We start from the raw sequence: 15,325 nt of genomic DNA, 5'->3' as shown, positions 1-15,325 counted from the left end.
CAAAAAAGGCAAAAGACTATAGTCTCTTACCTTTTTAACATGCAAGTATCGTGCCAATTTGTTATTTAATTCTGTATTTTTTGAGTTTTCTAACTACTGTAGGCTGACTGATGCCTAGAGCTTCTGCTATTTTAGTCGTTGTATGAAATTTTTGTTTCGCTTGTTCCAGTCTTTCTTTTTCTACTTTTTCCATTGTAACAGCCAAAGGTTCTTCAAAATTATTCATTTCTGAATAAGAGGAAATGAGCTGCTGATAGGATTCAGGGAGATCGGAAGGAAGAATAATAGTGTCCGGCGCAGTAACGACTAACCTTTCCACCAGATTCATAAGTTCTCTTACATTCCCTTTCCACTCCAATTTATTCAATTCATGCAGCACACCCCGGTCTAACACTTTTTTTCTTTTGTAACGATTCGTAAAATGATCAAGAAAGGATTGGAGAAGCGGAGTAATATCTTCCTTTCTTGATCTTAAAGGAGGAATGGTTAAAGGAACTACATTCAGCCGGAAATAAAGGTCTTCTCTAAACAGCTTTTGCTCTACAGATTCTTTTAAATGCTTATTTGTTGCACTAATTAGGCGGAAATCGGAATGAATTTCTTTTCGGCCGCCTACTTTGTAGAACCTTTTTTTCTGAATTAGTTTTAATACCTTTACTTGATTTGCCAGTGATAACTCTCCTACCTCGTCTAGAAACAAGGTTCCGTCGGAAGCCAGTTCAGCAAACCCCTTCTTTCCCCCTTTAGTCGCTCCCGTAAAGGAGCCCTCTTCATAACCAAATAGTTCTGCTTCAAATAATGAATCGGGGATGGCCCCGCAGTTTACTTCGATAAATGGACCGCTTGAACGCTCGCTTTTTTCATGTATCATTTTAGCTAGCTCTGTCTTGCCCACCCCCGATTCACCTAAGAGAAGAGCATTCACGTCTACACCCGCAACCTGACTGGCTGTAGCGAGAACTTTGCGCATTTGTTCACTTTTAGCGATAAACTCTCCCTCATTCTGCTGCTTTAACCGTGTAAGCTCATCTCTTACACGCTCCATCTCAACCGTCATCTCTTCCATTCCGGCCTTGATTTCCATTAACTCCGTTACGTCATGCGAGTAACTGACTATACGTACAAGCTCACCATCATTATTAAAAACCGGCAAAGCCGTAACCAGCAATTTCTTACCACCCTTAAGGGTTTGAACAAAAGTTGCTCTCTCTTGCGACTCTACCACTTTTGGCGTAGCCAGAGGTGTAAAGAGTCCTTCTCTTTCCAGGTCGTAGACGGACCTGCCCATTAAGTCGGCTGCATTAATATCGTACACTGCCCCTGTGCCTTCGCTTACTTTCACAATGGTCCCGTCCGTTTTTGTGACGAGAATATCTTCCTGAAGCGAATGAAATATCGTTTTATATTCATCCCACTCTGTCATATCACTACATCACCCTCATTATTCAAATTTGAATACATCTTCAATAAAATCGCACACATTCCTAGTAAATTGCTGTCGATCGTTATTCACATGTGAATAATAGTTATTCTAAGGTTAACATAAGACTACTCAGAATGATCGAATAGTTTGTAAATTTATTACCCTTTTACTTAAATAAGATTGGAAGATCGTTTTTGTCCTATTAAAAAGACCTGGCACGAGGATCCCTCTGCCAGGTCTTTTATTTATACATATTTATTTTTGAAGCGCGACTCTTACTTGGTTTTCGCCAACCGTAAAGTCTTTCATGTTACCCGCTTCTCCTAGAGTAAGGTTCTTCACGAGTACATTTTCACGGATCAGTGCTTCATTTTGCTGGATAGCTTTCTTCACATCATCATCACCATCAAGAGCGATATCGACGCGCAGATCAATTGGAAGATCCTGCTGTTTCCGATCATCCTGAATGACACGGATCACTTCACGCGCCAGACCTTCAAGACGAAGTTCTTCAGTGATCGTCGTATCAAGGATAACGTGGAAGTCCTGGTTGGACCCCATGGATAATCCGGAATCAGCTACGCGTTCCACATTTAGGAGATCCATCGGTACTTCAACCTCTCCGTCTCCTGTTGGTACGACGACTTTCCCATCATTTACAACCTTAGCTGCTTCTTCATCCGAAAGCTTTTCAAGGTAGCCTTTCACTGCCCCTACATTATTACCGAGGACAGGGCCTGCCGCACGGAAATTCAGTTTCACTTCATAACGGACAAGATCATCAGAAGACTGCTTGACGACAACTTCTTTGACGTTAATTTCATCACGAATGATGGAGTTGTACCGCTCCAGTGCTTTTCCTTGTTCAGGGTTCACAGGAATGACAACTAGTTCAGATAGCGGCTGCTTCGTCTTAATCGCTTCGGTATTACGCACACCGCGTGCCAGTTCAACTACTTGAAGTACGGCATCCATATCCTGTTCAAGCTGATTGTCTGCCTGATTGTCATCTACTTTAGGGAAATAAGCCAGGTGAACACTTTGGCCTGTTAGATTATGATGGATATCATCCGCCACAAATGGAATAAAAGGTGCGAGCAGCTTACTTAGATTAACCAGAACTTCGTGCAAAGTATGGTAAGCCGCTTTCTTCGATTCAGTCATTCCTTCCTGCCAGAAACGATCACGGGAACGGCGAATGTACCAGTTACTCAACTCATCGACATATTTCTCCAGCGCTTTTGCAGCTTTCGTAAAGTCATAGTTATCAAGAGCCTCTGTAACCGTAGCTGTTACACTATTTAAACGGGCGAGCACCCAGCGATCCAGAAGTGTTTTTTCTCCTGTTTCCTTCGCATCGAACTCGTAACCATCAATGTTAGCATACAGCGTATAGAAGCCGTGCGTATTTACAAGCGTATCAATCACTTTTGATTTAGCTTCCACAACCACGCGTTCAGAGAAACGCTTGTTGTTCCATGGAGCACTATCTGCAAGGAGAGCCCAACGGAAAGCATCCGCTCCAAATTTATTCACGAGATCCATTGGGTCAAGGGCATTTCCTTTACTCTTCGACATCTTACGGCCTTCTTCATCCAGGATGTGGCCGGTAGAAAGCACACGCTTGTAAGGGGCTTTCCCTGTAAACAAGGTCGAAACAGCAAGCAGGCTGTAGAACCAGCCGCGGGTCTGGTCAATTCCTTCACAGATCACATCTGCCGGGAATTGCTTCTCAAACTGCTCTTTATTTTCAAATGGGTAGTGCTGTTGGGCAAATGGCATGGAGCCACTGTCGAACCAAACGTCGATAACTTCAGGGACACGGTTCATCGTTCCTTCACAATGATCACATTTTAGCTGAACACGATCGACATATGGCTTATGAAGCTCTACGTCTCCGATATCACCTATTGCTTTTTCCTGCAGATCTGCCTGACTGTGCGGTGCATACTGATGATTGCAGGAGTCACAGATCCAGATAGGTAACGGTGTACCCCAGAAGCGGTTACGTCCAATATTCCAATCGACCATATTTTCAAGGAAATTACCAAAACGGCCATCTTTAATATGGTCTGGATACCACTCCACCTGCTGATTATTTTCCAGGAATTGATCTTTCAGTTCTGTCGTTTTGATAAACCAGCTTTCGATTGCGTAATAAAGCAACGGAGAGTCACAGCGCCAGCAGTGCGGGTAACTGTGTTCATACTTTTCTTTATGGAAAAGAAGTCCTTCGTTTGCCAGATACTTCACAATATCGACGTCACAATCTTTAACGAATCGACCTGCAAACGGAGGAATGTCTTCCGTATAGCGGCCTTGACCATCTACAACGTTAAAGAACGACAGATTGTGTTCGTTCACTAAAGCGTAGTCATCTTCACCATAAGCAGGAGCAATGTGTACGACACCCGTACCGCTTTCGGCGTTAACGAAATCTGCTTCTACCACAAAGTGGCCGCGCTCCGGTTTAACAAATGGGAATGGCGCGTCATATTCTACTCCGGTGAACTCACTGCCTTTATGAGTAGATAGAACTTCGTAGTCTTCACCCATATTTTTCTCAGCCAGTGCTTCAGCAACAATATAAACTTCGTCATTCTGCTTCGCTTTTACATACGTAAGCTCAGGATGTACAGCAAGCGTTACGTTCGCAGGCAGGGTCCAAGGAGTTGTCGTCCATCCTAAGAAGAACTCATTTTCGGATCCTTTCACTTTAAACTTAGCTGTTGCTGACAGATCTTTAACGTCCTCATATCCTTGCGCCACTTCGTGCGAGCTAAGTGTGGTCTGACAACTTGGGCAGTAAGGGGTAACACGGTGCCCTTTGCTTAATAAGTCGCGTTTGTGAAGGTCACTCAGGATATACCAGACACTTTCAATATATCGATTCTGAAGCGTTACATACGGATCATCCATATCGAGCCAGTAGCCGATGGACTCCGTAAACTCTCTCCACTGCTTCTCGTAGTTAAAGACACTTTTTTTACATTCTTCAATAAACTTCTCCACACCATACTCTTCAATTTGCTGTTTTCCGGAGATACCAAGCTGTTTTTCTACTTCAAGTTCAACAGGGAGACCATGAGTATCCCATCCACCTTTCCGAAGTACTTGATAACCTCCCATGGTTTTATAGCGAGCTACAAAGTCCTTAATAACACGGCCCAGTACGTGACCGGCGTGCGGAAGTCCGTTGGCTGTTGGAGGACCTTCATAGAATACAAACGTTTCTGAACCCTCTCGTTCATCCATTGAACGATTGAATACATTCTCAGCGTTCCAATAGTCCTTGACGCGATTCTCGCGGTCTACTGCTGCTTCTTTCGTATTAACACTGCGCATTCGTTCCACCTCTTACCCTTTTATTTTTATCTAGATAAACTCATCAATTAAAGACTTCAGGGAAAAATCCCTTTTTAAATATAAAAAATCCGCCCCTGCAAAAAAACAGGGACGGATGTTAATCCGCGGTACCACCCATATTCCGCGCAGCGATTGCACGGCTCTCGGTTCATAAAACGGATAACGGCCGTCTGCCGGTTTCACCTACTCTAACTTCATTTCAGCGAAACTTCTCAGAGATGATCTTCAGCTCTAACCTGTCATCGCCTTGCAGCAAACAGCGACTCTCTGGGGACAGCATTTACAGCCTACTCTTCTCGTCAACGAAAAAATACGTAGTTTCTCCATATCGTACATGGAAATCCTTGAATTGTCAAAAGATATTCACCCACCATCCTGCCCATTTTTCGGGGAATTTATACGATCCATCAATGAGACTGTTTTTTGATTTATTTTACTTATCAGATTGGATTAAAATCCAGTATTACCGTTTTTCCCTTCTGGAGAGTACACTAATAACAAACCAGAAAGAAGGTGGCGGGATGTCTGAAGAAATGAAAAAAAGGGTGCAATCTACCTTTTCTAAAAACAAAGAATCTTATGTAACCAGTGCTACCCATAACAACCAGCAAGACTTAAACTTAATTACGGAATGGCTGGATCCTGAACCAAATTGGAAAGGGCTTGATCTGGCGACTGGCGGCGGACACGTAGCCCGAGAAATGAGCCGGTGGATGGATCATGTTGTGGCAAGCGACCTCACTAAAGATATGCTGCAAAACACAGCACGGCACTTGAGCGGTATAAAAAACCTTTCCTATATTATTGCGGATGTTTCAAGTCTCCCATTTCTTGATGAAAGCTTTGATGTGGTCTGCTGCAGAATAGCTCCTCACCATTTTTCAGAGCCAGAGAAATTTATAAAAGAAGCTTATCGGGTACTGAAACCGCGGGGACAGTTTTTGATGATCGACAATATAGCCCCTGAGGAAGATTACCTCGACCTTTTCTACAACACGTTCGAACAAATGCGTGATTCCAGTCACAACCGGGCCTGGAAAGTTTCAGAATGGAAAACAATGATTCAGCCTGCAGGGTTTCAAGTAAATAGAGAAGTTAGGCGTAAAAAAACACTGCCTTTCCGGGATTGGCTGGAGCGAACACTACATGATAAAACCAGTCAGCAGCTTGTAGAAGAGTATTTCCTTCAAGCGGAAACTGAAATTTCTTCTTACTTTTCCATTGTACTTAAAGGAGGTAGCGTAGAATCTTTTTCTATTGATGAATGGATGGTTCTCTGTCAAAAAGCCTGACACTCACTAACTTAGTGGGTGTCTTTTTTTATTTTTCCACTCGAAATCCCCTTATTTTGTATATAAAAAGATATTAAGGAAATAAATGATGGATAGTTATTGGAGGTGGAATATTTCATGGATATCGTTGTTATGGCCCGTGTACTGTTTGGGTCTTCCCTAGGGTTTCATATTATCTATGCCACAATCGGTGTGGGACTCCCTGTGATGATTATCATAGCTGAAGTTTTGCATTACATTAAAAAAGATTCCGATTATGCACTAATGGCAAGAAGGTGGACCAAAGGTTTCGCCATTATACTTGCGGTTTCAATTGCTTCCGGTACGATTGTCGGTGTTCTTATATCATTGCTCTTTCCTAATTTCATGGAAATAGTCGGACAAGTGATTGCCCTGCCTTTCCAGATGGAGATTTTCGCATTCTTAATAGAAGCCGTTTTCATGTCGATCTACTTATATGCAGCTGATCGGCTGCCGCCTGTTTTAAGATTTATCAGCATTATATCGGTTGCTCTTGGCGCAACCGCTTCGGCAATTTTAATTACAGACGTCCATGCGTGGATGAATACGCCAGCCGGTTTTAACATAACCCCGGACGGAAGTGTTACGGATGTCGATACATGGGCTGCTTTCTTTAACCCAAGCTTTGGTGTGACTGCCATCCATGTGACCTTATCTGCTTATATGACGGTTGCTTTTATCATTGCTTCCATTGCAGCTCTCCGTTTAATGAGAAAAGGCCTGTCTAGTAAAGAGCGTAATTATCACAAAAAAGCTCTGACTATCGCTTTGTACTTTGGTGCAATCATGTCCCTGGCTACTGCTATAAACGGTCATGAAACGGCTCAAATGCTGCACGAATATAACCCGCGAAAACTCGCTGCAGCTGAAGGTTTATTCGAAACCACACGCTACGCACCTTTATCCATTGGAGGCTATACATCACTGGAAGACCAGCGGGTCAAATATGCCGTGGAAATTCCTTACGCTCTCAGTTTCTTGGCTGGAGACCGCTTGGATACAGAAGTTCTCGGCCTGAATGAATTTCCTGAGGAATTGTGGCCCCCGCTGTATGTACATGTACTATTTAACGTCATGGTCGGTATCGGTTCGCTTTTAATTGTCGTCGCTTTTTTCGCTATATTTTGGAGACATGTACTAAAAAAAGAATTTCCCGGATGGCTTCTGGCTATTCTTGCAGTCAGCGGACCGCTTGCGATGATTGCGATTGAAACCGGTTGGTGCTTCAGCTGTATCGGAAGACAGCCCTGGACCATCACAGACGTACTCCGAACAGGCGAAGCAGCGACTAAATCAAGCAGTGTTGGATTTTTACTTGGATTATTTTTAACACTATATATCACTTTATTATTTATCACCGGTTTTGTATTGCGATCTTATTTCAAGCGAAACCCTGCAAGCAAGGACTTGGATGCAGTGCATTAAATCCACGTTCACCTATGAAGGAGCTGATTTATGATGGAAGCCTCGACGCTCGCCATTACGATATTATGGAGCTTACTCTTTATCTACTCCATCCTTGGATCCCTCGATTTTGGAGCAGGATTTTGGGGAATGATTTACGGAAGAAACGATCAGACAAGTGCTTCGCAAATCGCGAACCGCTTTTTATCCCCTACCTGGGAAGTTACAAATGTTTTTTTGGTCATCTTCGTGGTTTCCGTGGTTACGTTCTTTCCTTTTGCAACAACTTTACTTGGGAGTATTCTTCTTGTGCCCGTTGGCATTGGGTTACTGCTGCTGACAATTCGAACAACGTTTATGGTTTTTGAACACCACACTCAAAAGTACAGGGAACTTATGCGGCTGACCTCAGGATTTTCCGGGTTAATTATTCCCGCACTTCTTGTAAGTATCTTACCGATCACACTCGGTGGATTTGTGGATTTTGAAAATGATCTACCGGTCCTTCATTACGCTGAGCTGCTTACTCACCCGACCTTGTATATGCATATTGCATTCGGTCTTTCCACCGAGCTTTTTATTTCAGCCGTTTTCCTTATGGATTATTCCAAGGAAGCTGATGATTGGTCAGCCTATCAGACATTTCGCAAGCATGCCATTTGGCTTGGTCCCGTATCCATCGCTATTGCTATGTTAACGATTGGGACATTCCCTGCAGAAGCAAATTGGATCGTAGAGAACATCGAAGATAACTGGCTGTGGTTTGGATTATCTGTGTTCTTTTTTATCATTGGATACACTTTGTTATTTATTAAAAAACAGGACGGAGTGCGCGGCTGGTCACGGCTAGCTGTTACAGCCATCATTCTCCAGTATGGAATTGCTATCTATGCTTATGGTTCAGCACACCTCCCATATCTCGTCTACCCGCACCTCACTGTTACAGAAGGATTCACAAATCCATCAACCTTCTATCCTATGCTGATTGTGTATGGGGTTGGATTCGGAATTTTGATTCCTGCCTTTTATCTGTTCTGGCGCCTGTTCCTTAAAGATAGACGCTACCTTAAACAACCTTAACCAACTAAAAGGAAATAAAAGGCACCTCAGGTCATCCAGATAATGGATGACCTGAGGTGCCTTTTATTTCCTTTTTTTCATACTATTGAGCATTAGAGGAGGGCTAATTAGTTTATCCTTTCCATTTATAAGGGAATTAAGTAGAGACGAATAACAGGTAAGGAGAGGATTAAATGCAGAAACTCACTGAAGAATATCTTGAGGATGCTATCGAAGACAGCAAACCATATGCTTCCTCAGGTCAAGTAAACATGGACCTTCCCAATTTTGATGAAACGATGAAGGACCTTCTAGGTGTGACCATCATAACGAATGAAGGAGAGTCTTTTTCAGCAGGTGATCACAATCACTATATTCCCATGCAGAGCACCTCAAAAATTATCGGGCTAATGCTCGCGCTGCAGGATTTTGGCAAAGACCGTGTTTTCCAGACAGTGGGGATGGAGCCGATGGGGGATTTTTTTAATTCCATTAGCCAGCTTGAATCCTACGATACAAGCAAACCCTTTAATCCGATGATTAATGCAGGTGCTATCGCTATTGCTGCCCTGATCAAAGGAAAAAGCGTAGAAAACCGTTTTAACCGCTACTTTGATTTCCTTAAAAAAATTACAAACAATAACGAATTGCAAATGAGCGAAGAAGTGTACCAGGCGGAACGTGCCAATAGCGCCCGAAACCGTTCTCTCGCTTATTTTATGCAAAGTACAGGAACGCTCGTTACCAGTGTGGATGATGCACTCGAACTATACTTTCGGATGAATTCGGTTATGATGTGCTCGGAGGATTTTGCGCGCGTAGGCGCATTCCTGGCAAGAGGCGGAATGACTTCCGAAAGTGAAGAACGATTAATTCCTCCTCATCACCTTCGCACTGTCAAAGCTATTATGATGACCTCAGGTATGTATAACTCTTCAGGACACTATGCTGTAGAAGCTGGTTTTCCTTGTAAAAGTGGAGTATCTGGCAGTATTATCGGTGCCATTCCAGGCCGCATGGGAGTTGGTGTCATTGGACCAGCGATCAGCCCAAAAGGCAACAGTACAGCAGGCGGAGCCCTCATAAAAAAACTGTCTCAGGATCTGGAATTAAATATGTTCGGAATTGAAAATACGTAATTAAGGAGAGATTTCTTTGCCATTCGATTATTCCATAGACTTTAAAAATACAGATTTCCGTAAAAACCCGGATAAATATAGAGTAGGGCGAGGAGAACAGGGCGTCCTGATGGTCGAGCCCTACAAAGGGGAGATCCTCCCCCACTGGCGCTTTAAAACTCCTGAAATAGCCAGACAATCATCAGATAAAATCTATCAAATGTTCTTAGAATACAAGAAAAATGATGACTTCGTCGGCATGGATATGGCCCGGAAATTTCTGCAGATGGGATATACACGCTCCCGCCGATATGCAAATTATAAAGGCGGTAAAAAGTACGATGAAAACGGTGAGATTAATGAACGGGATATTGATGAAGAAAAAGCAAAATCAGCAGAGATTTTCGAGGAAAAATGGATCCAGGCCCGAGAAGATGAAGAATATTTGGAGAAGAAAAAAGAACACCAGAAATCATACGGTTAATATTGACTTTTGGAACGGGGAAACATAAGATACCATTAACCCAACCAATATGGTCGGAATAATTATTCAAAGGAGAGAAACAAGTGAAACCACTTTCACTTTGGGTGAGCCTTTTCTTTATGATCACTTCTTGGATCGTAGGGTTTTATTTTATCTCCATCTTATATACGCCAACTATTATTATCCCCTTACCTAATAACTTTCTATGGACAAATGAATACAAAGGTTTGTTAGGATTGACTTCTATCATTACGATACTTACGATCTCTTTTTTAACCTATTATTTTAGCAAGCGAAAATCCGTTGTTCATACTCGAAAATGGTCTGCAATCGCTCTAGTTAACCTTACCGTCTGGCTTCTCACGATTGGTGCCCAATTGAAGATCGCTGCCTATAATCTAGGCATCTGCCATTAAATTCTCCTTAACTAAAAACCCAAAATGAGAGAAAAGGTTTCTCTCATTTTGGGTTTTTATCCGGGTTAATCTTTCGCATGCTTATAAATAACCGTACTATACACCTGCGCTTTTGCTTTAGGATCCAGGAACATGGCTGCACTATTCACGGCTGTCATTGCTTCCGAAAATCCAGAAGCGATCAACATCGTCTTACTTGGATAAATAGCCGCATCCCCTGCAGCAAAAACCCCATCGATAGATGTGCACATATCCGTACCAACAGGAATCCTCCCTTTTTCTGTTTCAAGGCCCCAGCTGTCATACAGGCTTTTCTCTATATTCAGTCCTTCATAGACTAAAATGTGTTCAACATCCAATTCGGTTCCGTCCTGTAAAGTAACTCCTGTGAGCACTTGCCCGTCCCCTGCTAACTCTTCTACCTTATGATTCCTATAAACGTGGACGGATGACTGTTCAAGAGTTTCTATATCCTGTTCATATACCGCCTTAAATTCTTTACCGCGGTTAATTAAATGTACTTCCTCTGCCACTTTTTCAAGAGCAAGTGCCCAGTCGATTCCAACTCGGCTTTGAGAGATAACAGCTACTTTTTTTCCAGCGTACTGATTTACGTTTTGAATAGTATAGTGAATGTACCTGCCCTCATACTGACTACTGCCCTCTACCTGAAGAGATTCCATCTCGAATGTCCCTAAACCTGAGGCAACAATAACTGTTTTCGAGAAATGCTGCTCACCAATGGCTGTTGTCAGGATAAAGGATCCATCCTCCTGTTTATCAATCGTCTGAATCTGTTCGCCGGTCACGATAACAGGCTGGACACTTAACGCCTGGTTTTCCACCTCGGTCACGAGATCTTCTCCCCGGACCCCGAGAAACCCTCCTACATCATAAATCTTCTTTTCAGGGTAGAAGAAAGCTACTTTCCCGCCCAGATCCTGGTGATATTCAATGACTTTTGTTTTTAAACCGCGCATACCACTGTAAAATGATGTATATAAACCTGTTGTTCCTCCGCCAATAATCGTTACATCAAACATTTCGTTCATAATTGGTCTCCTCTTCTAATGAGTTTTCATAAGTAGATATATAAAGTAAGGGGTGCTCACGATGGTCACTACAATTCCCACAGGTATCTCAGCGGGAGCGATCAAGTTCTTTCCTACTGTATCAGCTGCCAGCAAAATCAGGGCACCTATTAAAGCCGTAACGGGAATTAACGTCTCGTGCTTTGGCCCCACTAATCTTCGAGCCAGGTGAGGGGCTACCAGTCCAAGAAAAGCAATACCGCCCCCAGCAGCTACGCATAACCCAGCAAGTGCAACGGCAAGTGCCAATAAAACCCTACGTTCTTTTTCCACAGCTGCTCCCAGACCTGTAGAAATCTGATCGCCAAGATTCAAGATATTCAGAACCGACGCTTTGTACATGGCATACACAGTCAACAAAATGATCCACGGAGCCAAAGCGGCGACAAAATCCCAGTTTCCACCCCATATATCCCCAGCAAGCCATACCATAGCCTGAGTGAAATCCTGAGGGTTCATCTTCACTTGAAAAATAATTAAAGCTGCGCTGAAGCCCGAATTCACCCCGATACCAACAAGAATTAACCGAACAGGATTAATTCCTTTTTTCCAAGCTAATAAGTAAATCAGGAAAGCAGCCAGAAAAGCCCCTGCCAGGGCAAAAAGGGGCATGGCGTAAATACCAAGCCCACTTAATTTGGACATCGAGCCTTGAAAAAAGAAAATGTAGACAATAATAGCAAAACCGGCTCCTGTATTAATTCCAAGAATTCCAGGATCCGCCAGGTCATTACGGGATACACCTTGAAGAATGGCTCCTGATACTCCGAGGCCCGCACCGATCAGAAGAGCAAGCATCATTTTCGGTAGACGGATATCAAATAAAACCATTTCCTGCGTGCTGCTTCCACTCCCAAGAAGTGTACGAATGACTTCTAAGGGAGCTATGTTGACTACCCCCATGTTTAAGCTGAATAGAAATAGCAAGAGTAGACTAGCCCCTAATATAGATATAATCCAGCCAAAGCGTCTCTGCTTTTTATTCATTCCATCCCCCTCCCTTCTCCACGAGCAAGGTAAAGAAAGAAAGGAACACCAATACACGCTGTGATGGCTCCTACAGGTGTCTCAAAAGGAGCGTTTACGAGCCGAGCTCCGATATCCGATAACACAAGAAGCAATCCTCCGAGCACAGCTGATACTGGAATAATTAGCCGATAGTCCGTGCCTACTAAAGCCCGGGTCATGTGAGGAATCACTAAGCCAATAAATCCAACTGTCCCTGCAACAGAAACAGCAGCTCCTGTTAAAAGAAAAACAACCACAATTCCTAAAGACTTTACGGCGAAAGTGTTTTGCCCAAGCCCTTTGGAGACGTCTTCTCCTAAACTAAGAATTGTTACCGCTCTTGAAAGAAATAACGCAAGTGTTAAGCCCGCAACTCCAACAACTAATAGAATTTTAACAGACAGCCAGTCTGTAGCCGTTAGCCCTCCGGCATACCAAAAACTCATTTGCTTAGCCACTTGAAAATGAAGAGAAATGGCAGAAGATAGAGAACTCAGCATTCCACCTACAGCTACACCGGCAAGGGCAAGTTTTACAGGAGTCAATCCGCCTTTTGAAAAAGACCCTACACCGAATACAATAAGTACGGCGAGTCCCGCCCCTATGAAAGCTGAAATGGTCATCCCCAGATTCGTCATAGATGGGAAAAAAACTAACGCAATTATAAGAGCAAAAGCAGCCCCGTGCGTAACACCCATAATGGAAGGAGAAGCCAGCGGATTTCTAGTTAACCCCTGCATGACAGCTCCTGAAACAGCAAGAAAGCTGCCCACTAGAGCCGCACTAAACGCACGAGGCAAACGCAGTTCACGGATGACCTGATGATTAGTGACTTCTGGCTCAAAAGCGAATATAGACTCCCATACCGTTTTTAATTGTATATCTGTTACCCCTAACGAAACGGATAATCCAAGAGCCAGGAATAATCCAGCAGTGGCCAGAAGAAATACAAGTCCAGCCTGGAAGAACTTAGAGGTTAATCCTTCTATATCTTTTTTAATATTTTTATTTTGCTCAACCTCTTCGCTCACGGCAGTAAACCCTCTCTATCACCAGCATCATTTTTATGTATCTATTTAATTAAAATTGAGAATCATTATCACTACGTATTATATCGATAATATTCTAGTAGTTCAAGTCAGGTGCGGCAGGTTTCACCTTGACAATTCCAATGAAAATGATTACCTTTATCGGAGTTATTAGAATATCTTTTTAGGAGGAAATTCATGCTTAGATCAAAGTCCCTTTTGTTATTCAGTCTATTGATTATGCTTATTGCAGTAACGGCATGTAATAATAATGAAGACACTACGTCCTCAGAAGAAAACTCTTCAGACGAAAATCAAGGTGAACAATCAAACGAAGAGCGAACGTTGACTCATGAGATGGGAGAAGTAACCATTCCCTCCAACCCTGAACGCATTCTCGCCCCTTACTTAGAAGATCCTTTAGTAGCTCTTGGAGAGCAACCTGTGGCACAGTGGTCGATTGGTGACACAGTTCTCGACTATCTGCAGCCTCAATTGGAGGGTCTCCCAAAAATAGCCTGGGATCTGCCATTAGAACAAACCATTAATCAGGACCCGGGTTTAATCTTATTCAGCAGTCCATCCGCTCTGCAAAATGGTACGTATGAAGAATACAGTGATATTGCTCCGACCTACGTATTCAGTGAAGAAAACAGTTCGGATTGGCGCAAACAATTAACCCAAATGGGCGAAATTCTTGGTAAACAGAAAGAAGCCGAACAGGCACTGGCTGATTTTGATCAAAAAGCAAAAAAAGCTAAAGCAAGTCTGAAAGAGTCCATTGGTGACGAGTCAGTTGCATTCGTATGGTCTTCAGGTGAACAATTCTACGTTTTCGAAAACACTCGTTATGGTGCAGAAGTTCTATACAACGACCTTGGCGTGACCCAGCCTGAGTTTATTAAAAACCTTCCGGAAGCCGAAGCGCAGTGGAACCCAATCGCCTTAGAAAAATTGGGGCAAATGGATGCCGACCATGTCTTTTTAATTGCTCAAGATGGAGAAGCTGGTTTGGAAATTCTTAAAAATAGTTCCGTTTGGCAAAGCACTCCCGCTGTTGAAAATGATCAAGTCTATCAAATGAACGAACCTAGTCACTGGACCATTGATGGCGTAATAGCCCACGGCATGACTATAGATAAAGTTACAGAGACACTAACACAATAGATAATAAAAAGTGTAAACGTAGATGTTTACACTTTTTTATTGGTTCTATTAAAGGTTATGTTGGTTTTAATCAGAAAAGTTATTACACAATAGGGCCGGTTACTGTAAGACTCAGTTTCGAGATATTGTGTGGAAAAGGGACTCCAGGGAACGACTCGCTTTCCGCGGTAGAGTAGAGAACTGATTTCAAAAGGGATTTCTCCCCTTTTACTTTCAGCTCCCCCTCATCAAACCGTACGTGAGGTTCTCCCTCATACGGCTTTCCGATGTTCTTCTTTCTTTGGCATTACGGTTACCCTACTTGGCTAAGCACACCAGTTGATACTGGGTTTGTTTCTTTACTTCCTCCAAATGACCATGAAGATTTCGGCGCTGTCTTTTCTTGTTGTTAAACAGAGCTAGACGTTTCAAAACATACCAGTCAATTCGATTCAGCCACTTCTTCGAG

At 43.0% G+C, this 15,325-nt stretch carries 12 protein-coding genes and 1 other annotated feature; of the genes, 7 read left to right on the top strand and 5 right to left on the bottom strand.

Annotated elements, in window-relative coordinates:
* Window positions 1–61: 61 nt before the first annotated feature.
* Together BMZ06_RS13765 and ileS are read right to left on the bottom strand one after the other, a co-directional pair.
* On the bottom strand, window positions 62–1,423 hold the full coding sequence (locus tag BMZ06_RS13765; protein WP_089752679.1) for a sigma-54 interaction domain-containing protein: 1,362 nt from the start codon (window positions 1,421–1,423) through the stop codon (window positions 62–64).
* A 255-nt stretch (window positions 1,424–1,678) separates the two neighbouring features.
* Window positions 1,679–4,768 (bottom strand): isoleucine--tRNA ligase, encoded by a 3,090-nt coding sequence (ileS, locus tag BMZ06_RS13760; protein WP_089752678.1) that lies wholly within the window; start codon window positions 4,766–4,768, stop codon window positions 1,679–1,681.
* 104 nt (window positions 4,769–4,872) lie between these two features.
* Window positions 4,873–5,101: a binding site (T-box leader), on the bottom strand.
* Between the two features lie 209 nt (window positions 5,102–5,310).
* On the opposite strand from ileS, the gene BMZ06_RS13755 reads away from it, so the two are divergent.
* The 6 genes from BMZ06_RS13755 to BMZ06_RS13730 all read left to right on the top strand — a co-directional run bounded on the left by BMZ06_RS13755 (window position 5,311) and on the right by BMZ06_RS13730 (window position 10,583).
* Complete coding sequence (locus BMZ06_RS13755; RefSeq protein WP_089752676.1) at window positions 5,311–6,081, top strand: class I SAM-dependent methyltransferase; 771 nt, start codon at window positions 5,311–5,313, stop codon at window positions 6,079–6,081.
* A gap of 117 nt (window positions 6,082–6,198) precedes the next feature.
* Window positions 6,199–7,527, top strand: coding sequence for a cytochrome ubiquinol oxidase subunit I (locus BMZ06_RS13750; protein WP_089752674.1), 1,329 nt, complete (start codon window positions 6,199–6,201; stop codon window positions 7,525–7,527).
* A gap of 33 nt (window positions 7,528–7,560) precedes the next feature.
* Entirely contained in the window at window positions 7,561–8,586 is a 1,026-nt protein-coding gene (locus BMZ06_RS13745) for a cytochrome d ubiquinol oxidase subunit II (RefSeq protein ID WP_089752760.1), read from the top strand.
* A 173-nt stretch (window positions 8,587–8,759) separates the two neighbouring features.
* Window positions 8,760–9,704: a glutaminase A gene (gene glsA, locus BMZ06_RS13740; protein WP_089752672.1), complete on the top strand. Its 945-nt coding sequence runs from the start codon at window positions 8,760–8,762 to the stop codon at window positions 9,702–9,704.
* Window positions 9,705–9,720: 16 nt separating this feature from the next.
* Entirely contained in the window at window positions 9,721–10,167 is a 447-nt protein-coding gene (locus tag BMZ06_RS13735) for a DUF4385 domain-containing protein (RefSeq protein ID WP_089752670.1), read from the top strand.
* A gap of 83 nt (window positions 10,168–10,250) precedes the next feature.
* Complete coding sequence (locus BMZ06_RS13730; protein ID WP_089752668.1) at window positions 10,251–10,583, top strand: hypothetical protein; 333 nt, start codon at window positions 10,251–10,253, stop codon at window positions 10,581–10,583.
* Between the two features lie 65 nt (window positions 10,584–10,648).
* On the opposite strand, the gene BMZ06_RS13725 is transcribed toward BMZ06_RS13730, so the two are convergent.
* From BMZ06_RS13725 to BMZ06_RS13715, 3 genes are read right to left on the bottom strand one after another with little or no spacing between them, the layout of a single operon-like run.
* On the bottom strand, window positions 10,649–11,635 hold the full coding sequence (locus BMZ06_RS13725; protein ID WP_089752666.1) for an NAD(P)/FAD-dependent oxidoreductase: 987 nt from the start codon (window positions 11,633–11,635) through the stop codon (window positions 10,649–10,651).
* 15 nt (window positions 11,636–11,650) lie between these two features.
* Window positions 11,651–12,661 carry a FecCD family ABC transporter permease gene (locus BMZ06_RS13720; protein ID WP_089752665.1) on the bottom strand — a complete coding sequence of 337 codons (1,011 nt, stop codon included), beginning with the start codon at window positions 12,659–12,661 and terminating at the stop codon, window positions 11,651–11,653.
* Window positions 12,658–13,713 (bottom strand): FecCD family ABC transporter permease, encoded by a 1,056-nt coding sequence (locus BMZ06_RS13715; RefSeq protein WP_089752663.1) that lies wholly within the window; start codon window positions 13,711–13,713, stop codon window positions 12,658–12,660. The genes BMZ06_RS13720 and BMZ06_RS13715 overlap by 4 nt, the downstream gene beginning before the upstream one ends.
* Before the next feature lie 195 nt (window positions 13,714–13,908).
* Here BMZ06_RS13715 and BMZ06_RS13710 point away from each other — a divergent pair, with 195 nt between their 5' ends.
* Window positions 13,909–14,877 (top strand): ABC transporter substrate-binding protein, encoded by a 969-nt coding sequence (locus BMZ06_RS13710; RefSeq protein WP_089752661.1) that lies wholly within the window; start codon window positions 13,909–13,911, stop codon window positions 14,875–14,877.
* Window positions 14,878–15,325 lie beyond the last annotated feature (448 nt).

This window comes from Halobacillus alkaliphilus, assembly GCF_900113125.1.
In the GTDB taxonomy this organism is placed as follows: domain Bacteria; phylum Bacillota; class Bacilli; order Bacillales; family Halobacillaceae; genus Halobacillus; species Halobacillus alkaliphilus.
This window is presented reverse-complemented; position numbering and strand designations above follow the sequence as displayed.